The sequence below is a fragment of the Psychrobacter sp. NG27 genome (assembly GCF_016106655.1).
In the GTDB taxonomy this organism is placed as follows: Bacteria; Pseudomonadota; Gammaproteobacteria; order Pseudomonadales; family Moraxellaceae; genus Psychrobacter.
In genome coordinates this window covers 221,393-241,173 of record NZ_JADGIN010000002.1, presented here as the reverse complement: position 1 = coordinate 241,173, position 19,781 = coordinate 221,393, and the positions used below count along the sequence as shown (strand labels likewise).

At 44.4% G+C, this 19,781-nt stretch carries 17 protein-coding genes and 1 pseudogene; 4 read left to right on the top strand and 14 right to left on the bottom strand.

Going from position 1 to position 19,781, the window contains the following annotated elements; genetic code table 11:
* Positions 1-568 precede the first annotated feature (568 nt).
* Entirely contained in the window at positions 569-1,165 is a 597-nt protein-coding gene (locus IP485_RS04440) for a hypothetical protein (RefSeq protein WP_198326204.1), read from the top strand.
* A 122-nt stretch (positions 1,166-1,287) separates the two neighbouring features.
* On the opposite strand, the pseudogene IP485_RS04435 reads toward IP485_RS04440, so the two are convergent.
* Both IP485_RS04435 and IP485_RS04430 read right to left on the bottom strand, forming a co-directional pair.
* Positions 1,288-2,443 (bottom strand): annotated as a pseudogene (locus IP485_RS04435) (IS3 family transposase).
* A 95-nt stretch (positions 2,444-2,538) separates the two neighbouring features.
* Positions 2,539-5,076, bottom strand: coding sequence for a Tex family protein (locus IP485_RS04430; protein ID WP_198326203.1), 2,538 nt, complete (start codon positions 5,074-5,076; stop codon positions 2,539-2,541).
* Between the two features lie 398 nt (positions 5,077-5,474).
* Here IP485_RS04430 and ompR point away from each other — a divergent pair, with 398 nt between their 5' ends.
* Together ompR and IP485_RS04420 are read left to right on the top strand one after the other, a co-directional pair.
* The gene (gene ompR / locus IP485_RS04425) at positions 5,475-6,233 is read left to right on the top strand and encodes a two-component system response regulator OmpR (RefSeq protein ID WP_194363449.1); all 759 of its coding nucleotides are present in this window, start codon (positions 5,475-5,477) and stop codon (positions 6,231-6,233) included.
* A gap of 76 nt (positions 6,234-6,309) precedes the next feature.
* Positions 6,310-7,533: a GTP-binding protein gene (locus IP485_RS04420; RefSeq protein WP_198326460.1), complete on the top strand. Its 1,224-nt coding sequence runs from the start codon at positions 6,310-6,312 to the stop codon at positions 7,531-7,533.
* A 163-nt stretch (positions 7,534-7,696) separates the two neighbouring features.
* On the opposite strand, the gene IP485_RS04415 is transcribed toward IP485_RS04420, so the two are convergent.
* The 4 genes from IP485_RS04415 to ubiG form a co-directional block, all read right to left on the bottom strand.
* Complete coding sequence (locus IP485_RS04415) at positions 7,697-7,963, bottom strand: DksA/TraR family C4-type zinc finger protein (protein ID WP_198326202.1); 267 nt, start codon at positions 7,961-7,963, stop codon at positions 7,697-7,699.
* Positions 7,964-8,148: 185 nt separating this feature from the next.
* Positions 8,149-8,985 carry a YciK family oxidoreductase gene (locus IP485_RS04410; protein WP_198326201.1) on the bottom strand — a complete coding sequence of 279 codons (837 nt, stop codon included), beginning with the start codon at positions 8,983-8,985 and terminating at the stop codon, positions 8,149-8,151.
* Positions 8,986-9,091: 106 nt separating this feature from the next.
* The gene (locus IP485_RS04405) at positions 9,092-9,802 is read right to left on the bottom strand and encodes an HAD family hydrolase (protein WP_197174786.1); all 711 of its coding nucleotides are present in this window, start codon (positions 9,800-9,802) and stop codon (positions 9,092-9,094) included.
* An 88-nt stretch (positions 9,803-9,890) separates the two neighbouring features.
* Positions 9,891-10,739 (bottom strand): bifunctional 2-polyprenyl-6-hydroxyphenol methylase/3-demethylubiquinol 3-O-methyltransferase UbiG, encoded by an 849-nt coding sequence (gene ubiG / locus IP485_RS04400; protein ID WP_198326200.1) that lies wholly within the window; start codon positions 10,737-10,739, stop codon positions 9,891-9,893.
* A 482-nt stretch (positions 10,740-11,221) separates the two neighbouring features.
* On the opposite strand from ubiG, the gene IP485_RS04395 reads away from it, so the two are divergent.
* Positions 11,222-11,842 (top strand): thiol:disulfide interchange protein DsbA/DsbL, encoded by a 621-nt coding sequence (locus IP485_RS04395; protein ID WP_194363444.1) that lies wholly within the window; start codon positions 11,222-11,224, stop codon positions 11,840-11,842.
* 100 nt (positions 11,843-11,942) lie between these two features.
* On the opposite strand, the gene yjgA is transcribed toward IP485_RS04395, so the two are convergent.
* The 8 genes from yjgA to mazG form a co-directional block, all read right to left on the bottom strand.
* On the bottom strand, positions 11,943-12,455 hold the full coding sequence (gene yjgA, locus IP485_RS04390) for a ribosome biogenesis factor YjgA (protein WP_198326199.1): 513 nt from the start codon (positions 12,453-12,455) through the stop codon (positions 11,943-11,945).
* Between the two features lie 46 nt (positions 12,456-12,501).
* Positions 12,502-13,425 (bottom strand): RNase adapter RapZ, encoded by a 924-nt coding sequence (gene rapZ, locus IP485_RS04385; RefSeq protein WP_227686434.1) that lies wholly within the window; start codon positions 13,423-13,425, stop codon positions 12,502-12,504.
* Between the two features lie 178 nt (positions 13,426-13,603).
* Positions 13,604-14,509 carry a pantoate--beta-alanine ligase gene (gene panC / locus IP485_RS04380; protein WP_198326197.1) on the bottom strand — a complete coding sequence of 302 codons (906 nt, stop codon included), beginning with the start codon at positions 14,507-14,509 and terminating at the stop codon, positions 13,604-13,606.
* A gap of 49 nt (positions 14,510-14,558) precedes the next feature.
* Positions 14,559-15,359 (bottom strand): 3-methyl-2-oxobutanoate hydroxymethyltransferase, encoded by an 801-nt coding sequence (gene panB / locus IP485_RS04375; RefSeq protein ID WP_198326196.1) that lies wholly within the window; start codon positions 15,357-15,359, stop codon positions 14,559-14,561.
* Between the two features lie 91 nt (positions 15,360-15,450).
* Positions 15,451-15,963, bottom strand: coding sequence for a 2-amino-4-hydroxy-6-hydroxymethyldihydropteridine diphosphokinase (folK, locus tag IP485_RS04370; protein ID WP_198326195.1), 513 nt, complete (start codon positions 15,961-15,963; stop codon positions 15,451-15,453).
* A 31-nt stretch (positions 15,964-15,994) separates the two neighbouring features.
* Positions 15,995-18,223, bottom strand: a complete 2,229-nt coding sequence (gene pcnB, locus IP485_RS04365) for a polynucleotide adenylyltransferase PcnB (RefSeq protein WP_198326194.1) — start codon at positions 18,221-18,223, stop codon at positions 15,995-15,997.
* 166 nt (positions 18,224-18,389) lie between these two features.
* On the bottom strand, positions 18,390-18,782 hold the full coding sequence (locus tag IP485_RS04360) for a ComEA family DNA-binding protein (RefSeq protein ID WP_198326193.1): 393 nt from the start codon (positions 18,780-18,782) through the stop codon (positions 18,390-18,392).
* A complete protein-coding gene (gene mazG, locus IP485_RS04355; RefSeq protein WP_198326192.1) occupies positions 18,766-19,647 on the bottom strand; it encodes a nucleoside triphosphate pyrophosphohydrolase in 882 nt (293 codons plus the stop codon). Before mazG ends, IP485_RS04360 begins: the two co-directional genes overlap by 17 nt.
* Positions 19,648-19,781 lie beyond the last annotated feature (134 nt).

Sequence of the window (19,781 nt, the reverse complement as noted above, 5' to 3'; positions counted from 1 at the left end):
CTTAGCAATAAGGCACGGTTTTTTATTGGATTATACTTATCATGACTTTAGCAGAAGTTAATAAAGCTCTATATCGTATTTCTTTGGTGAATAGTGTTGCGCTTTTCTGACTTTTTAATACGTTGTGCTGTGAATTTTTTGTCGCAACATAATAATATCTATTGGCACGCTATATAGACTCGAGTCATTATTAAATTTATTCAAATAATGAAATATATAAAAATTTTATATGTAAAGCGTATGTCTAATATAAACAGTCGTTTATATTTAATACGGGCAGATATAGTTCGGTCAATTGAAATATACAGATTAATATCGATGCTATCTAAAACGAAAGCCGATAGTGGACGATTGCACAACATCACAATAAAACATCAAGCTGTTAGAACAGCAATGAGTTTACTACTGAATCACAAGACATATAACTGGTACTTTCCCCTACAGCATTTTTGCACAGCGCAATAATAAATAATCCTAATAGAAAACTGATGACAGGTCAGCATTATTATTTAAGTGCTGAATCACAGTTTTTAATCATTACCAATTTTATATGTTTTGGAGTTTTATCATGAAGAAAAATATCTTATCGTTAATCATGGGTGCCACACTTGTATTACCAACGATGGCTATGGCTATGCCAACCAGTCATGGCGACATGATGCCGCCGAGTATGCCAAGCGTTTCTGCTAAGAGTACAGCACAGGCTGATATGCAAAGCCCTAATGCCAAGCCAATGGCTCACCAGACTAATGCAGTCGAGATCGACGAATCTGATGATATGCAGATGGATGACGAATCAGGTGATATGGACGAAGACACTAGCGACATGAATTATGAATCTGGTGATATGGAAAATGCACCTCGTGATATGAATAAGCAAGCTAGCCCTATGAATAACAATACCGCTGCAATGACACGCACTGCAACAACCAATACTGCTACCACTGCTCGAGCGTCTGCACCAAACACTCAAGCACCTAATATGCAGCATAGCAATGCAGACTATCAGCCATTAATTACAGGCGAAGCTGCTGCCGAAAACAAAATGGCCAATACTGCTAGTACCTTGCAAGAGAAAACAAAAGACAAGCGTGGTGAATTGTTAGCCACTCAGCCAGCCAATGTACAATTTAAAGAAAACCGCCGTATTGCTGTATCACGCTAAAAGCAGTTTTTATAAAGCATAATTTTTATAGCGCTATGTTTTAACGCTTTATTTTGTCCCGTCCTAAAATAGATTGATGATTTTTTAATGAGCCAGATACCCTGAGTATCTGGCTCATTACGTTAAGCAGGACATAAATAACGGTCATGTACCTGGGCAGGTGTTCTCATATTCAAACTTAAATGAGGTCTGATATTGTTATAGATATAAACAGACTCATCGATGAGCTGTTTAAGCTCACTCATCGTATTGCACTCATACAATAAGAATTCATTCTTTAAAATACCATTGACCCGCTCAGCCAACGCATTTTGATAACAATCATAGCCATCGGTCATAGACGGTGTGATGTTATTTACTCTAAGCACCTCTTGATACTCTGATGCACAGTACTGAAGGCCTCTATCAGAGTGATGAATCACTTCATGAGTATAACGTCGCCTTTGGGCCGCCATCTTGAGAGCTTTTACAACCTCAGTCACTGGCATACTCTCACTTAAATGATAGCCCATAATCTGTCTTGAATAAGCATCTGTCACTAAAGATAAATAGTGCACCCCTTGCTTAGAGGTGACATAAGTAATATCGGCGACCAATGTCTGCTAAAGGTAGTCTTGGTATAGTTACGTTTGGGCTTAACCAACAAGCGGTGTGCTCTTAAATAATCAAAGAACCCATCACGGCCAATCTTTATACCATGCGCTATCAGCTTAGGCTTAATGAGCCAATATAACTTCCGACCTCCTATACGAGGCATTAGCATTCGATACGCTTGTACCCAGTCCTTGATGACTGCAAACCTGCATGCTTTGTCATGCTGCCGGATACGGTGTTGATACACCGCTTGCGGGCTAACACTAAGCAACCGGCATCCTCGGGCTAAACTTATTTGTTTGTCTGTTTTGAGCTGCCAGAGGATGCCGTAGCAGACTCTTTTCTAGCATGTGCTCCATAGTCGCTTTCAAATACTTCGACGACTTTGCTTAAAATAAGGTTATGCGCTTTGGCATCAGCCAGTTCACGTTCTAGACGTTTTATGGTTTGCGCTGGGGTTTCTTTAGATGGCATAGTCTGACTCTTAGGTAGGTGGATCCAGTCTAATTTACCATGACGTCGCAGCCATACCAATACGGTACTGCGTCCTTGTATGCCATAAATCGCTTGCGCTTGTTTGTAGGTCATGTCGCCTTTTTCTACACTGTCAACGACGGCTAGTTTAAAGCCTAGCGTGTAATCTTTTTGCGTACGCTTAACCCTTGTAGTCTCTAACTTGTCCATGAATAAGCTCCTTTTTCGTAAACTTATTTCAGGACGGGACATTTAGCATAAAAAAAGGCAGCCATATGGCTGCCTTTTTTGTATGCTACTAATGATTATTTTTTGTTTTTGGTCACGCCAGCTTCTTGTAATAAGGCGCCAAACGTACCCAACTTGCTAGGGGCTTCTGCTTTTTCAGTTCTTGGTGCTTTAGCATGACTGCTATTAGCGTTGTTTTTATCCTGGCGCTTACCACGTGGCTTAGTGGGACGTTTATCAGCAGCTGGACGATTGCTACTTGGACGGTCACTACGCGAGCGAGTGCCCTTCTCGTCAGAACCCGTATCTTCGACAGTCGATTTTGCTGCTGGACGTACTGGTTTCTCTGACTCAGGCTTCATGCTAAAGCCAATGCGACCACGTTTCTCATCAATAGAGATGACGCGGACTGAGATGATATCGCCTGGTTTGACACGATTCATTGGATCTGCGACAAAGTCATTGGCCATTTGTGAGATATGTACTAGGCCATCCTGATGGACACCAACATCGACGAAACAACCAAAGGCCGTCACATTTGTCACAACGCCTTCCAAAGTCATGCCTTCGCTCAAATCTTTGATGCTATTCACATCATCACGGAAATTAGCTGTTTTAAACTCTGGACGTGGATCACGTGCAGGTTTGGCAAGTTCTTCCATAATGGCTTTGACGCTGACATTGTCATCGTTAGCAGCCAGTGCCGTGGTATTGATAGTGTTTAGCACACTATCATTCCCGATCACTTCTGATAATGGCTTGTCAGCTTGTACCAATAAGCTATCCACTAATGCATAGCTTTCTGGATGCACACCGGTCGCATCAAGTGGATTGCTACCATTATGAATACGTAAAAAACCTGCTGCTTGCTCAAAAGTCTTAGCACCCAAACGCGGCACGTTTTTGAGCGATTCGCGGCTATCAAAGGCACCATGCTCTTTGCGATAGGTGACGATTTGCTGTGCCACATTGCGATTAAGACCAGCAATGTGAGCTAGTATAGCAGGGCTCGCAGTATTTACATCGACACCAACGGCATTCACGCTGTCTTGAGTCACTTTATCGAGGCTGTCTGCCAGCTGACTTTGGTTCACGTCATGCTGATATTGACCCACACCGATGGCTTTTGGATCGACTTTAACCAATTCTGATAATGGATCTTGCAAGCGACGTGCGATAGAGACGGCTCCACGTACAGACACATCTAAATTACCAAGCTCATCAGTGGCAAGCTCACTAGCTGAATAAACAGAGGCGCCAGACTCATTGACGATGACGGCTTTGGCTTTTAATGCATCATTCGTGGCCAAAATCTCTTTGATCATCGCATCTGTTTCGCGGCTTGCCGTACCATTACCGATAGCCACTAGATCCACATTGTAAGTGCTTAATAGCTCATCGATGACTTTTTTGGCTTCATCCATCTTATTATCAGGGGCGAACGGATAAACGGTCGCGATGACAGGCTTTTCTTCGCTATCTGACATGACATGACCTTGCGCATCAACGATGGCCATTTTTACGCCATGACGGATACCAGGATCAACACCTAAGATGACTTTGGGGCCTGCAGGTGCTGACATCAGTAGATGCTGTAAATTACTAGCAAACACATCGATGGCATCGGCTTCTGCTGCCAAACGCTTTTCAGTTAACAGGCGGTGCTCGATATGCGGGCGCCACTTGTCTTTCCACAAGCTACTGGCTGCCTCTGACAAAAACTCACTTCGTTCAGAAGGTGCTTTAGCAGTAATCTCAAAATGCTGAATGATTTTGTCAATAAATGGGGCGTCTTCGCCTTCAATCTTTAGACCCAAGACGTTTTCTTGACGACCACGTAACATCGCTAATAGGCGATGGTTTGGCAAGCGAGCCAAGCTTTCGCTATGCTCAAAATAGTCTTTGAATTTCTCACCGACTTCACGCTTTTCATCACTGGCAACGCTCGATACGATACTGGCCGTTTTGGCAAAACCATTACGCAAGCTATCCAATAGGCCCAATGCTTGTGTCCATTCATCAACGATGATGGCTTGCACGCCGGCCAGTTGTTTTTCGATATCGCTAAAATCAACCTCGATCTCATTACCACTATCGTCAGTAATCGTTGACTGAACTTGGTAATCAGCCAGTGCTTCTGTTGGCGTAATCTCTTGCGTCAATACTGCCTGAGCAGCAACATCGAGACCCGCAGCACGAGCTTTGGCAGCTGGCGAACGACGACGTGGACGATATGGCAGATAGATGTCTTCAAGCTCAAGCTTAGAGGTCGCATTATCAATACGCGTCTGTAGCTCATCGGTCATATTGCCCTGTGTGCTCAGCAGCTCAGTGATTTTGAGACGACGTGTGGCCATGTCACGCTCATAATTAAGAGACTTCTCTAAAGCACGCAACTGCGCATCATCAAGATTCTGGGTTTTCTCTTTGCGGTAACGCGCAATAAAGGGAACAGTCGCACCTTCATCGTAAAGTTTGACAAACGCATTGACTTGAGCAGTCTTAATGCCAAGCGCGCGAGCAAGCTTGTCGTGAATATTCGCGTGTGTGGTTGCATCCAAAACCTGTGCATTTGTCGAGGTTTGAGATGACGTTAAGGTATCAGTGCTACTCATATACGTATCAATCGTTGAGAAATGTAGCTTTGCATTATAGCAAAAGCTGCATGAATAAAAATCCTTTTTATCTTTTCGTTATTTATCGGCTGTTTTGTGGCCCAAATCATTTCATATCATGCGTTCTATCGCATCGTTAAACAAACGCATACAGCATTTATCTTTATGAGTGATGCAATTGGCCGTGCAATCTTATACACTAAAGTATCAATAGCGCGAATATTGATAGGTGCTGCCATATTGAACAATAGTCTTTGATTTTATGACGTACTTATTTTTGACCAATTATTAAATAATAATACTTGGTTAGCAGTCATTTTTTACTCATGGATTTTTATTTTATAGTCTCTGCTAACCGCCGTTTTTGCTAACAATAATTTTTATAAGAGGATGCCTGTATGCCTGATAATAACAGCCCTGATACCTTGACCCAGCGTATTTTGGTCGTCGATGACGATGCCCGTCTACGCTCTTTGTTACAGCGCTTCCTAGAAGACGACGGCTTTGTGGTTCGTACTGCTCATGATGGCGGCCAGATGGACAAACTCATGCAGCGTGAGCTTTTCTCACTAGTGGTATTAGATTTGATGCTACCAGGCGAAGATGGCATCAGCATCTGTAAGCGTCTACGTGAAGACAACGCTGACATTCCAATCATTATGCTCACTGCTAAAGGTGGCGATGCCGATCGTATCGCCGGTCTAGAAGCTGGCGCAGATGATTACTTGCCGAAGCCTTTTAATCCAAAAGAATTATTAGCTCGTATCAAAGCAGTATTGCGTCGTCAAAACCGTGAGCTACCTGGCGCACCAAGTCATCAGCTAGAAGTGGTTGAATTTGGTCCGTGGACATTGGACTTATCGACTCGTACCCTCAAACGTGATGGCAACGTAGTCACGTTGACAACAGGTGAGTTTTCAGTATTAAAGGCACTGGTACAGCACCCACGTGAGCCATTGACTCGTGACAAACTAATGAATCTTGCCCGTGGTCGTGAATGGGGCGCGATGGAGCGCTCTATCGATGTACAGGTATCACGCCTGCGCCGCCTGATTGAAAGCAACCCTTCACAGGCACGCTATATCCAAACCGTATGGGGTGTGGGCTATGTGTTCGTTCCTGACGAGACCGAAGTAGAGACCGCTAAGGGTGAGTAATTCTCGTCAACTATAAGTCTTACCTAAAGCATGTCATTAGGGCGTGTTAATGACATGCCCTAATATCTCCAAACGAATGAGCCTATCTTTGAAAACATCTACTATTTTTCAAAACATACCCTGCACGTTAGTGACAGGGTTTTTGGGTGCTGGAAAAACCACCGTGATTAACCAGTTACTGGCCACGAAACCTGTTGATGAGCGCTGGGCTTTACTCATCAATGAGTTTGGTCGTATCGGTATCGATGGCGCGTTGCTAGCAAGCTCACAAGACAACACTGCTGAGCAAGACAGCATTGCGATTCGAGAAGTCAGTGGCGGCTGTATTTGTTGCACCAGTCAATTGCCTCTACAGATTGCAATCAGTCGTTTGCTGAGCGACCATCATCCACAGCGATTACTCATCGAGCCGACTGGGCTTGCCCATCCACGTGAGCTAATCCGACAACTCAGCGCCTCGCATTGGCAAACTGCACTGAAAATGCAGGCGGTGATAACCGTATTGAGCGGCGTACAGTGGCAACAAGTCAAGTATCGTCATCATGATGGCTTTCAAGCGCATGTCCGTGATGCCGATGTACTGGTGGTCAATCGCTATGACCAACTGAATGCGGGTGAAAAACAAGCTTTGATAGAATGGATAGCCACGCTAAATTCGCAAGCAAGCATCATTTGGGCAGTATCTGAGCCAATGACCACTGATATAACCGAGGCATCAGGTGTTGGTCTGGCAAAGGCTTATGCCGCAGCACTAAGTACCCAACTGAGTAAACCTAGCCAAGTTATCTCAGCACAGCGCAAAGTGGCTATTGCTCGCCCTCAACGGTCTACTGTCAGTTTACAACCGCAGATCCACTCTCTCACAATGGCATCATCAGCGAGCACTTCTATAGATGAGAGTGATACTCAGATCAGCACTTATACTGACCTGCCCTATCGTTACCATGAGAATCAGCAAGATTTGACCTTGGCGGGATGGCGACTGCCAGCGAGTTATATGTTAAACGCTGATGAATTACCAAACTGGTTATTAGCATTACCAAACTGGCAGCGTATCAAGGGTGTGGTACATACGTCTGATGGTTGGCTACAGATCAACTTCACACCCGATAGTCTCACCACGAGCACAGTTGACGCACAGCCTGATAGTCGGTTAGAGATTATTTTGCAGTTAGAGGATACTTTCGATACTGCTGTGGAAACCATAGACTCTCAGTATCCGCCTAAATCATCAACTGCGATAGATTGGGAAGTTTGTGATCGTGAACTGATGGCCATGGTTATAGTCAATCCTCTATAAAAGAGTGACAGCGTTAACCTCACTTAAGGTATCACCTATACATCTGCGCTCGGTTGCCTTGACTCTCTTTTAAACTGAATCAACTATAGCTAAAATCAATGTATAAATAAGATTTGCCACAAAAAAGCGACCCTGTTATTTTCATAACAGGGTCGCTTTTTGATTAACGTAATTGACTGTCTTTACTACCGCGCCGGTTGAACAGTTCAGTGGCTTTTGCTTCTTGTTCAAGCTCTGTCTGACAACCAACACAGTGCTGGATACCAGGCACCACTATCCGCCGTGCCTCCGGAATAGGATTGCCACATTCATCACATAACTCGGCACTGACACCCGTCGGTAACGAACGTCTCGCCCGCTCCAATGCATCATTTACCGTTGCATCCATCTGTTCATGCTCAGCACCATCTCTTGACCAACCACCTGCCATAATTTTATCCTATTTATTATCATTAGATATTATAAATTACTTTAATAACAGATAGATGGGGTTATATTGAGTCAATTACAAGCGATTAACGGCTATATAAACCATGGTTAATTAAGCATAAAATCAATACGTTACTGTTAGTGTTTTCCAACTAGCATTTTTTGTCCCCTAACAAACCGACGCTATTAACCTTTTGGCTGTAGCTCAACCACTTGACCGCGCACACCGATACTTTCATCACTCATCAGACAGACGTACCCTGCCATAATATCTTCAGGAGTTTTAAGGCTCATCGGGCTTTCTCCTGGGTATGCATGGGCGCGCATATTGGTACGAGTGCCACCAGGATTGATACAATTAAAACGCAGATTCGTGGTGTTTTGCGTCTCTTGAGTGAAGATATCGCTCATCCCTTCCACTGCTTGTTTTGACAGTGCATAAGCACCCCAAAATGCACGCGGATGTGTGCCTACCGTGCTAGAGGTAAAGACGATAGAACCCTGATCGGCATCTTTTAGCAACGGTAGCAGCGCTTGGGTAAGCATAAAGGTCGCGGTAAAATTGACTTTCATGACTTGAGCAAAGGTATCGATGTCATACATCTCAAGGGGTGTCAGCTGTCCGAGCACACCTGCATTATGTAAAATACCATCTAACTGACCGACCTCTTTATCGATCAGTCTTTCTAGCTGCTGCATTTCAGCATAACTGGCGCCTTCTAGATTCATGGGTAACATTGCAGGCTGCTTACCACCGAGGCTTTCGATCTCATCATAAACGTATTCAAGCTTACTACTGGTACGTCCCAATAGCAGTACTGTGGCGCCATAACGGGCATAAGTTAATGCTGCTACACGGCCAATACCATCGCCTGCCCCAGTCACTAAGATAGTTTTGCCATCTAGACAGTTTTCAGGTGGTACAAAGTTACGAATATCGTCATGAGTCAAAGGTTGTGTAAGACTTTGAACGGTTTTTGGGTTGTCTTGCTGACTGGCCAGCTGATTAATATTGTCACTCATGGCATTACTCACTACTTATCATTGAATCGTTGGGGATAGGTGCTTATCGTTGCGAATTTAGTATTACTAATGCTGCTAATCTATTTACTACTCATAAAATAGACGTTTATAAATATTCAAATTTACCAGAAGAAAGCAGCAACTTATTTAACTGCTTCGGCGTATCAGTGATGTAGTCTGCGCCCCATTTTTTGAGGGACTTTTGCTCATCGCTCGGGATATAACCATAAGCGGCCAAAATTGTTGGCATACCAGCAGCATTGCCTGCTTCGATATCACGAATATGATCGCCGACATAGATGACGCAGCCTGCAGCGCCGCGTGGTATCGCAAGCTTCTCTAACGCCATATACATCGGTTCTGGGTCTGGTTTTGAACGTGATACATCATCAGGACACACCAAGGCTGCGCAGCGTTCATCCAATTGCATTTGGCCTAGTAGTTTTTCTGCCAAGTAACGCGGCTTATTGGTGACAATTCCCCATGGCACGCCTTTTTGCTCAAGCTCGGTTAACACTTCTTCAAGCTCAGCGAACACACAACTATCGACACAAATATCTGCTTCATAATCGTCTAAAAACTGCTGACGAAAATTAAGCAAATCCTCTTCACTGACATCAAGTTGGTCATTATGTCGCAGCATTAATTGCACCATAGCAGAGGCACCTGCAGAGACTTGTTCTCGGATTTCGGCTTCAGGTGGTGCTTGCCAACCGTTTTCGAGACTCATCTTGCCAATGATACGAACAAAATCAGCAGCAGTATCGATTAATGTCCCATCAAGGTCAAATAAAACAGCTTTTACAAATTGGGTCATAGTGAAATGCTCTTGAGATTAAAAATGTGTTTGATGAATAGGCGAGAATGTTGCCACCATCGCATTCGCTTAGCGCCATCATATTCGATTAACGTAACGGTTTTTGTACTGCCATCATATAGTTGACGTCGACATTTTGAGCGAGCCAGTAGCGTTTGGTCAACGGATTATAATGTAACCCAATAATGTCCTGACGTACAAATTCAGCAGTGATGGCCATTTTGTCTAGCTCAGCTGGGGTGATGAATTTGGCATAATCATGTGTACCGCGATCAAGCAGTCGTAGTACATACTCTGCCCCAACGATGGCAAACAGATATGATTTTGGGTTTCGATTGATGGTCGATAACACACAAACACCGCCCGGTGCCAACAGCTCAAAACAGGCTTGCACAATCGAGCTTGGATCAGGCACATGCTCCAGCATCTCCATACAAGTCACCACATCGAACTGACCTGCATGCGTCTTTGCCAGCTCTTCAACTGGAATATGCTGATAGCGAAGCGTGTTTTCTAGGCCACTTTGCTCTGCATGCACGGTTGCTGCCTTGAGATTTTCAGTACCCAAATCAATCCCAGTCACGTCAGCACCGCGACGCGCCATTGACTCTGCTAAAATACCACCGCCGCACCCTACATCGAGTACTTTTTTGCCAGTCAGCCCCTGCTCAGCTGTTTTACCGGCAGCTTCTTGAGAGGCGCTATTATGAGAACTACTGTCGTTTTGATAGCCGCGCTTTACGTTTTCTTCTATCCAGTTCAAGCGTAGTGGGTTAATCTCGTGTAACGTAGCAAATGCACCCGTGTTGCTCCACCATTCACCAGCCAAGTTATTAAACTTTTCTACTTCGCTGGGATCTACATTGATGATAGTATTTGGTGTATTGTCGAGCGTGCTGCTTGTCGTATCGTTCGAAGAGGATAAAGCTTGGCTCATAGCAGGTTTCCTTGATTGTCTTTCTTGATTTCTGTTATCGTTGTTATCGTCTACATTTCGTAGTTATGCATTTAATATTAGCATGAGCACAGTGGTTTTGCCGTAAGTACATCGTCACCGATTGTGAATAGTTTTAGCAATGTTATGTTATCTCTAGGGTGAAACAACTTCAAAACAAGCGAATGAAAAGTTAACCCATAAGGAAATAGTCATCATTAGCCTAATGGCTCACGACTATTTATGCTTTAAGTAAGACGCCTTAAATAATAGCTAACAGCTTTACAACTATCGGTTAAGAATCCGATTCACAGTCACGTATGTTTTACGTTATCATAGTCGATACTTGAGTATCGTTGGATTATACTCGACGCTGCGTCATGTAGGCACTCTAAAACTGTATATTTAGAGATTGCCTGCTTTAAAGATTATAGATATACCAACCTCTTAACCAATTCTAAATCCCCACATCTCAAGGATAAAGTATGAAACGTGTCATCACACTGACTGGTTTGGCCATGGCCATTGGCCTTTCCTCTATGGGCGCACAGGCTGCGGACTATGTCGCTGGAAAAGATTATCGCGTGATAGACAACCCAGAGACCATCAGCGGTGATGCTATCATTGTTCGTGAGTTTTTCTGGTATGGCTGCCCGCATTGTAATGCGCTCAATCCGCATATGGAAAAGTGGGCAAAAACCAAAGATAAAGATGTTGCATTTTTCAAAACGCCAGCAGCACTGAATCCTGTTTGGGAAGCCAATGCTCGTGGTTTTTATGCAGCACAGTTGTTAGGTTTCGAGAGCAAAACGCATGATGCGCTATTTAATGCTGTACATAAAGATGGCAAAAAACTGTTTGATCAGTCTTCACTCAGCAAATGGTATGCAACTAAAGGCGTGAATGAAAAGAAATTCAACAGTCTTTATAACTCATTTGCTGTTGGTACAAAAATCGGTCGCTCACAAGAAGGTGCCAAACGTTATCAAATCACGGGTGTCCCATCTGTCGTCGTACAAGGCAAATATGTGGTCACAGGCGAAGATGCTAAAGTTGTCAAAGTTGTCGATTACTTAGTTGATAAAGTACGTGCTGAAAAGAAATAATATCCATATAAGTCGCATATCTTTTTATTAATTCTAGAAAATTATGACACAAAAAAGCCAATCATTCAGTGATTGGCTTTTTTATTTGAGCATATCGCTGTTATTTCTTTACCTGTGACAATATAGCCACTTCACGAATATAACTGGCCAAATCTGCTTTTGACTCAGACATCAGCTCTTCATCATTGGTATGCTTGGCATACTCAATCCAGAGTAATAACTGATACATACTATGGTGCTCAGAAGCTTTGTATTGTTTGACAAATTGCTTGAGCGTACCTTCATCGTTGATGTTTAAGCGATCATACCAGCTCTCTATTTTTGAGACCTGCTCTTTCGGAAAAAATGCATCAAATAATGCTTTTATCAGCTCATGGCGATTTTCTTCAATCATAAGCTTGCCAACACGTTTGGTCTGACGATTGCGTGCATTGGCGCTGGTGATATCAGCCAGTGCCATTAGCTCTGCCATAAAATAATCACTGGCAGGCAAGGCTTTTAGCTGTTTTTTCGATAAACTCGCAAGCGGTATCGATAACTGCTGCAAGCGCTCATGGGCTTTTTTGAGTTCTGTGCGCGAGACGCGCATATCCTGTTCTTTCCAGTCGATCATAAAAGCTTTCCAAAATAATAAATAATAAAATGAATAGTGTCTGCTGTTACCAGCGACTTTTTTCGCGATGTTTAGCCAACACCTTGATGCCTGCTGGCATAGTATCTTTAAGACGGCGCTGCAAATGATCAGTGATAAACACTGAACGATGCTTGCCACCTGTACAGCCAATGGCCACAGTCACGGTGTGACGGTTATTGTGTAAAAATTCTGGTAGCCAGCGGGTCAAAAATCGATTGATATCATCTGTCATCTCAGCCACTTCTGGATAGTCGGCAAAGAATGCCCCAACTTCAGAATCGAGACCAGTCGACGCACGCAGTTCAGGATTCCAGTGCGGATTGGGCAGAATCCTGACATCAAAGACGAAGTCAGCATCGATAGGACTGCCATATTTAAACCCAAACGATAGTAGATTGATAACAATCTGATTGTCAGCACCGATATATTCACGCAAAGTGTCTTTTAATTGGTGAATATTCAGACTGCTAGTGTCAATTTTAATGTCGGCATGGCCCGCAATTGGCTCTAGTAATTCAATTTCTTTTTTGATCGCAGCTGGCAGATTGGATGCTATATGTTTAGCATTATCACTGTCGACATCTTGCGACATTAATGGATGCACACGGCGGGTCGCATTAAAACGGGCAATTAGTGTACTTTCTTGTGCGGTCACATAGAGCACTTGAACCGCATCTGCGCCATACATTTTTTTGAGCAGATCACGTGTTTGTGCAAAGTTGGACAAATCAGCACGCGGCGTGCGAATATCGACACCAAGCGCAATACGGTGAATACCGCTTTCGTTGACCAATTTATGCGCCGCATCCGGTAATAAAGACAGTGGCAGATTATCAATAGAGTAATAGCCCAAATCCTCTAAAATATTCAGAACCGACGTCTTTCCTGATCCTGAACGTCCTGACACTACCAAGATACTCAGCTTATCGCTTGATACTTGGTCTGTCATCACCGTATCTTTACGATCTTTTTGATCTTGACTCACATTCATGACTTACCCATTCCGTTTCACAGCGGTTAGTACCATACGGTTGTAACAATACTGACTCGCCCGCACTCATTTATGATAGCTCATTCATTGATTATAATTAATCGACTGCTACTAATGGATTGTCACTAACTGATAGTTAATTAGTGACAGTTACTAATTGATTGTCCAGTAAACGTGCCTGTCCTAACCAAGCAGCGACTAAGATCACAACGTTTGTGCTGCCCGTATTGAAATCTGCTACATCACTGACGACAGGTGTTAGCGCTTCTGTTTTTACGGCCAAATAATCAATGGTAAAGCCAGCATCACTCATACGAGTTTGCGTGTCTGCCAGTGACCTCTCAAAGGCTTGCTGACTCATTTTGCCACTCTCTAACTGCTGTGCCAACACTTGTAGTGCTTGATGCAGTACAGGTGCTGTCTGCCGCTCAGATTTGCTTAAATACTGATTGCGTGAGGAGAGCGCCAAGCCATCATCAGCACGAACAATAGGTGCGCCAATGATCTCAATAGGATAGCTCAAGTGGCGTACTAGCTGCTTGATAATAGCGAGCTGCTGATAATCTTTTTGTCCGAATACCGCCACATCTGGTTGAACGATATTGAATAATTTAGAGACAACAATCCCAACACCATCGAAGTGTCCGGGACGTGATTGGCCACAGAGTTGCTCAGTAATGACACCAGCTAATACAGAGGTCGGCAGCGGCAATACTGGATACATCTCATCGATACTAGGCGCAAAAACATAGTCCGTGCCGACGGTTTCTAGTTTGGCAATATCTTCATCTAGCGTACGTGGGTAGCTGTCAAAATCTTCTCCCACCCCAAACTGCGTAGGATTGACAAAAATACTAACCACTACAATATCGGCGTGTTGCTTGGCGATTTTTACGAGCTCAAGATGACCGTCATGCAGATTGCCCATGGTTGGTACTAAAGCAATACGCTGTAGTCCATCTGGTTTGTCATTGTTTTGACCACGATAAGGCTGCAAAGCAGTACGTAGTGATGAGATATGATGATGAATAATAGGAGACATGATTACGGTTCTTTTTCAGACATTTAGTGGTTCAATGGCTTGTATGAGACTAGCTAAATTGGTGCTGTTCGGTTGGGAAACTGCCTTCTCTGACCGACTGCTGATAGAGTGCAAATGCCCCTTCAACACTATGTTCAGTATTGCGCTCATCCGTCAAAAAGTCATGAATAAAGCGTGGAACACGGCCATGAGCCATGCCGAGCATGTCATGCATCACTAACACTTGGCCATCAGTATCTGCGCCAGCACCAATACCAATCACAGGTACGGCAACGGCTTCGGTGACTGCTTTTGCAAGCTCAGCAGGGACACATTCCAATACTAGCAGTGCCGCACCTGCCGCAACGACAGCCTTAGCATCAGCAAGCAGTTTATCTGCGGCTTCATCACCGCGACCTTGAATCTTGTAGCCACCAAAGACATTGACCGACTGCGGGGTCAGACCAAGATGTACGCACGTTGGTGTGCCCGCTCGCGCTAAGGTTGTGACCAATTCACAGAGCTCATTGCCACCCTCAACTTTGATCACATGTGCGCCTGCTTGCATTAGCTGTCGGCTATTAGCGATGGCTTCTGGTAATGTCACATAACTCATGAATGGTAGGTCAGCTAAAATAAGCGCATGTTTATTACTACGCGCGATATTGGCGGTATGATAGGCCATATCATTGACTGTCACCGGTAACGTTGATTCATGGCCTTGCACAACCATGCCTAAGCTATCGCCAATCAGAATCGTATCAATCTGCGCGTTTTCCATCATACGTGCAAACATCGAGTCATAGCACGTCAAACAAGTAAACTTGGTACCGTCTTTTTTAAATTTATTTAAAGTGGATAACGTCGTCATATGACCCTCAATTATTCTGCTGTGCGGCTACTCATTAATATCGTTCATCAGTTGTTAGTAACGCTAACGACGACTGTTTTGACATTTAAAATCATGCGTCGTTTGACAATAACTTTAAGCCTGTCCAGTCATAACTCTGTGGATGGTCAGCTATTGGCTTGTCCATAATCATTAGATTTGGTGCCAGCTCACGTAGCGGCACCAGTACAAAGTTACGCTCACATAATCCCGCATGCGGTATCGTGAGTTGAGGCTCGGTTATCTGCAGCTCACCATACAATAAGATGTCTACATCTAGGCTACGCTCACCCCAGCGGCGTAAGCGAGCACGTTTGGCTAACTGCTCCAACTGCTGACAAAAGCTAAGCAGCTCAAATGGCGTCAATGTTGTCTCAAAACCCGCAACAGCATTAACGAAGTCCGGCTGATCTTGTGGCCCCATAGGATCTGACGCGTAAAGTGAAGATACGTCAACATTACGTATTTGTGCATGTTGACGCAGGCTCTTGACTGCTTGTTGCAAATGCTCTGCAGGTGAGCCCAACTCATTGGTCAGATTACTGCCCAAGCCCACATAGCTTATAAACCAAATCGGCTCATCCATATCGCTTTACCCAACTGTCTATAGATCATACTTAAGCGTTATCAGTACTTGGCTGACGGCGGCGGCGTTTCGATGGTACAGGGCCTTTGTTGTCTGTCACTTTGATAGCAGGCATTTGACTATCCGCTTGAGCGGTACGATCAGACTTTGCGGTGGTCGCTTTGACTGGTTCTTTAGCTTTTGTAGCAGTCGCGCTACTTTTTATTGCTTTCGGCTCTACAGATTTAGCACCTTTGGCATCAGCTTGATTGTTCATCTGATCCGCTGGTTTCGGCGCTTTTTTGGCATATTGCTTAGTCGTCTGCTTTCTCTCACTGCCTCGTTCATCAATACTGTTTGTCACTTCAGTACTGCTATGTGCTTCGACAGTGTTACTAGTATCCACGGTAGGCTGACGGCGGCGACGCTTATACGGTACCGGCTCGTTGTTCATACTCACTAATGCAGGCGATCTTGCAATAGAGCGCGTAGGACGTGCTTCATCAGATGCTGGCGCTGCCTTTGGCTCATGAGCTTTAGCGGATTGAGCATTGTCTGAACGAGTGACTTTAGCCGTTTTCGGTTGTGCTACTTCGCGCGTTGCTGATTGATTCTTAACAGGAGCAACCGTAGGCTTTGACTCGTCACGATTCGATAACTGCTTTTGTAGCGGCGGTACGACATTGCCGTGCTCGATCACAAACAGCGGCGCAGGTTTAGAGTGATGGCGCTTGTTCGATGATGGCTGACTATTCGCAAGAGACAACTGCTGTAGCTGAGCGAGCTCATGACTGTCTTGTTTCACTTGCTGCCTATTGCTATCTTTACTGTCATTTTGAGCCGCTTTAGAATGACTGGCTGCGCGGCGACGGCGTGCTGGTATATTAGATGGATCGTTCACTGTCGTCTGACCATCTCTGCTGTTTTCTGCACTATCCACTATACGGCTTTGCTTAGTGTTACTCTTCTTGGCTGGTGCGTTGTCAGTATTTGCCTCAGGCTTTTGACGACTGCGTCCGCGACCGCCTTGGGCTTTTTTGTAAGCACCGCGGCGAATATTTTCATCAAAATCATCAATCGCTTGCTGCTGCTCTTGCTCAGACAAAGTCTGATATGTCTGCCACCAGTCACCCATGTCATTGGTTGATTCTGATAGTGGATGCTCAGCATCACCGCATTGCTCACGCAGTAATAAAAAGTCAAAACCTGCGCGAAAGCGTGGATGCTCAGATAGCTGGACGATTTGTTTGCTACGCGGCGCCGCCAATTTTGGCTGTAATATCCAAATGTCACGGATAAACTGCTCTGCAAATTTTGGAATCGCGGTTTTAATACGCTGACGATCAATCACTTTGCCCGCGGCATGCATTTGCGCTTCAGCAAAAGGCATATTGCGTTTTTTGGCTTTTGCCAATTGATGCAGGTAGTTTTCCCACAGTAACGCTGCATAGAAAAATGCTGGATTGATACTCTTGCCTGATGCGATACGTTTATCAGTATTGATGGCCACCTGATTTACTAACGCGCTTGGCTCAGCCGGTGGATAGATGATTAGACTATCAATCGCACCTGACTCAAACAATAGCGGCAACAATGGCACAAGGTAGCCGCCAGTAAACATCTTTTGCGTTTCATCATAGAGACGATGCGGTGATATCTGCTCAAGCAATGCCCAATTACCATCATGGAACTGCTCAGATAACGCTTCATCAAACTCAAAGCCTAACTTGGCTTTGAAACGCAAGGCACGTAACAGGCGTACTGGATCTTCTTCAATACGCACAGGTGCATGACCCAATAGGCGGATGATTTTGTTATCGATGTCATCAAGTGCATCACAAAAATCATGGACAATGCCTTTGAGCGGTTGATAATAAAGCGCATTGATAGAAAAGTCGCGACGGGAGAAATCTTGTTTGATGTCACCCCAAACATTGTCGCGCAAAATCATACCGTCTTGATTGGTATTGGCATCATTGGTTGGTGGACCACGAAAAGTAGCCACTTCTATCAACTCTCGACCAGAATATACATGCGCCAACTGAAAGCGGCGACCGATAATACGGCAGCGCTTGCCAAAGACATCTTTGATCTCATGTGGCTTGGCATCAGTAACAGCATCGAAATCCTTTGGACGTAGGCCCAACAAGGTATCACGCACGCCGCCGCCGACGATATAGGCATCAAACCCAGCTCGGGTTAATGTGGCAATCACTTCAGTAATGGAATTGGGTAATTCAGATTTGTTCAGTTCTAACTGCTTGGCGGCACGCTCGGCCATGCATCTACTCCTCGCCGGTATTCTTTGACCACCCCTGAATAACACAGCGTTTATCAGGCGGATGTACCTGCTAGTTTAACAAATTTTGTGCGTGGTGGGTGTGTTATGACATTTACTTACATGCTATTTTGTCAATATTGGGGTTGATTCATACAAAATATCGCCTTTAATCTTGCACACTCAACCGTCTTCGATTTTTCTCAACCGTTTTTTCACCGATACCTTTGACTTTTGATAATTCATCAACCGTGGTAAAACCGCCAAACATCTCACGATATAAGATAATTGCCTGCGCTTTGCTACTACCGATACCATCTAACGAAACCAGCTCGCCTTCGTTTGCTCGATTGATATTCACAATATATTGCTCACGCGCTTGGGTTTTTGCCGCTTCTTGTGACAATAGATAATCATAGGCCTTTTGCGGGCTATCAAAACAAGGGGCAGCATGACTGTTAGTAACCGCCATAGTCGCCAATATCGAGCAAACCAAAACACGTGTCATCAAGCTAATGGGTATAGTCAAACGAGCAAATAATGCTTTACGAGGATCGTTCATGCTGTTTGGCTTGCTCCCACAGTGCTTCCATCCCTGTTAAGTCGCTATCCTCTAACTGCTTGCTAGCGAGCGCTAACTGCTCCTCGATATAACCAAAGCGTGACTTAAATTTATGGACACAGGTTAAGGTTGCTGTCTCTGCATCCAGATTTAATTTGCGTGCGACATTGACCAGCGCAAACATACAATCACCCAGCTCTTTTTCAATTTCTCTAATATTGGCTTTGCTTATGTCATATCCAACAGCAGTTGTAGAATTATCTGTCAGCTCATGCTTTAGCTCAGCAATCTCTTCATCCAGTTTATCAAAAGCACCGCTAACACCTTCCCAATCAAAACCCAGCTTTGACGCTTGTTTTTGTACGTCTTGTGCTTGCATGAGCGCACTACCCGCTTTGGTATTATCCAAACGTCGCTTTGGTTTACCGCGTGCCTCGCGTGTTTGCTGCTCCTCCGCTTTAATCTCATCCCAGCGTACTTTTACCGCTGCATCGTCTGTTAGTGTTTCGGCTTCAAAAACATGCGGATGACGACGAATCAGCTTCTCTTGTAGAGTAGTAATAACGTCATTCATATCAAAGCGCCCTTGCTCAGCATACATCTGACAATGAAACACCACTTGTAGCAGCACATCACCCAACTCACCTTTGATATCTTCATCATCATCGCCCTGTACCGCTTCGCCTAGCTCATAAGCTTCTTCGATGGCATAGGGAATGAGACTGTGATTGGTTTGCTTCTGATCCCAAGGACAGTCTCGGCGTAGACGCGCCATCAATGCTAAAAGATCATCAAGCTGGCCTGTGGCTTCTGGTGTTCCTTGTACTGGTACAGGCACTGTGATTTTATTATCAGGAGTATTCATAAGGAAGGCTCTTATCGTTTTGTTTGTTATTTTATTCGGTGGCTTAGTATAAAGTTAATCAATAACTATTGGCGCGCGTTTGATTTATCATTGAGTGGTTAGTGTATCATTGAACCCTGATTGGCCTATAATTG

Bases quoted from the DNA above. Each gene is read 5' to 3' on its own strand.
- IP485_RS04440 (WP_198326204.1), top strand. From the start codon at position 569: ATGAAGAAAAATATCTTATCGTTAATCATGGGTGCCACACTTGTATTA.
- IP485_RS04430 (WP_198326203.1), bottom strand. From the start codon at position 5,076: ATGAGTAGCACTGATACCTTAACGTCATCTCAAACCTCGACAAATGCA.
- ompR (WP_194363449.1), top strand. From the start codon at position 5,475: ATGCCTGATAATAACAGCCCTGATACCTTGACCCAGCGTATTTTGGTC.
- IP485_RS04420 (WP_198326460.1), top strand. From the start codon at position 6,310: ATGAGCCTATCTTTGAAAACATCTACTATTTTTCAAAACATACCCTGC.
- IP485_RS04415 (WP_198326202.1), bottom strand. From the start codon at position 7,963: ATGGCAGGTGGTTGGTCAAGAGATGGTGCTGAGCATGAACAGATGGAT.
- IP485_RS04410 (WP_198326201.1), bottom strand. From the start codon at position 8,985: ATGAGTGACAATATTAATCAGCTGGCCAGTCAGCAAGACAACCCAAAA.
- IP485_RS04405 (WP_197174786.1), bottom strand. From the start codon at position 9,802: ATGACCCAATTTGTAAAAGCTGTTTTATTTGACCTTGATGGGACATTA.
- ubiG (WP_198326200.1), bottom strand. From the start codon at position 10,739: ATGAGCCAAGCTTTATCCTCTTCGAACGATACGACAAGCAGCACGCTC.
- IP485_RS04395 (WP_194363444.1), top strand. From the start codon at position 11,222: ATGAAACGTGTCATCACACTGACTGGTTTGGCCATGGCCATTGGCCTT.
- yjgA (WP_198326199.1), bottom strand. From the start codon at position 12,455: ATGATCGACTGGAAAGAACAGGATATGCGCGTCTCGCGCACAGAACTC.
- rapZ (WP_227686434.1), bottom strand. From the start codon at position 13,425: ATGACAGACCAAGTATCAAGCGATAAGCTGAGTATCTTGGTAGTGTCA.
- panC (WP_198326197.1), bottom strand. From the start codon at position 14,509: ATGTCTCCTATTATTCATCATCATATCTCATCACTACGTACTGCTTTG.
- panB (WP_198326196.1), bottom strand. From the start codon at position 15,359: ATGACGACGTTATCCACTTTAAATAAATTTAAAAAAGACGGTACCAAG.
- folK (WP_198326195.1), bottom strand. From the start codon at position 15,963: ATGGATGAGCCGATTTGGTTTATAAGCTATGTGGGCTTGGGCAGTAAT.
- pcnB (WP_198326194.1), bottom strand. From the start codon at position 18,223: ATGGCCGAGCGTGCCGCCAAGCAGTTAGAACTGAACAAATCTGAATTA.
- IP485_RS04360 (WP_198326193.1), bottom strand. From the start codon at position 18,782: ATGAACGATCCTCGTAAAGCATTATTTGCTCGTTTGACTATACCCATT.
- mazG (WP_198326192.1), bottom strand. From the start codon at position 19,647: ATGAATACTCCTGATAATAAAATCACAGTGCCTGTACCAGTACAAGGA.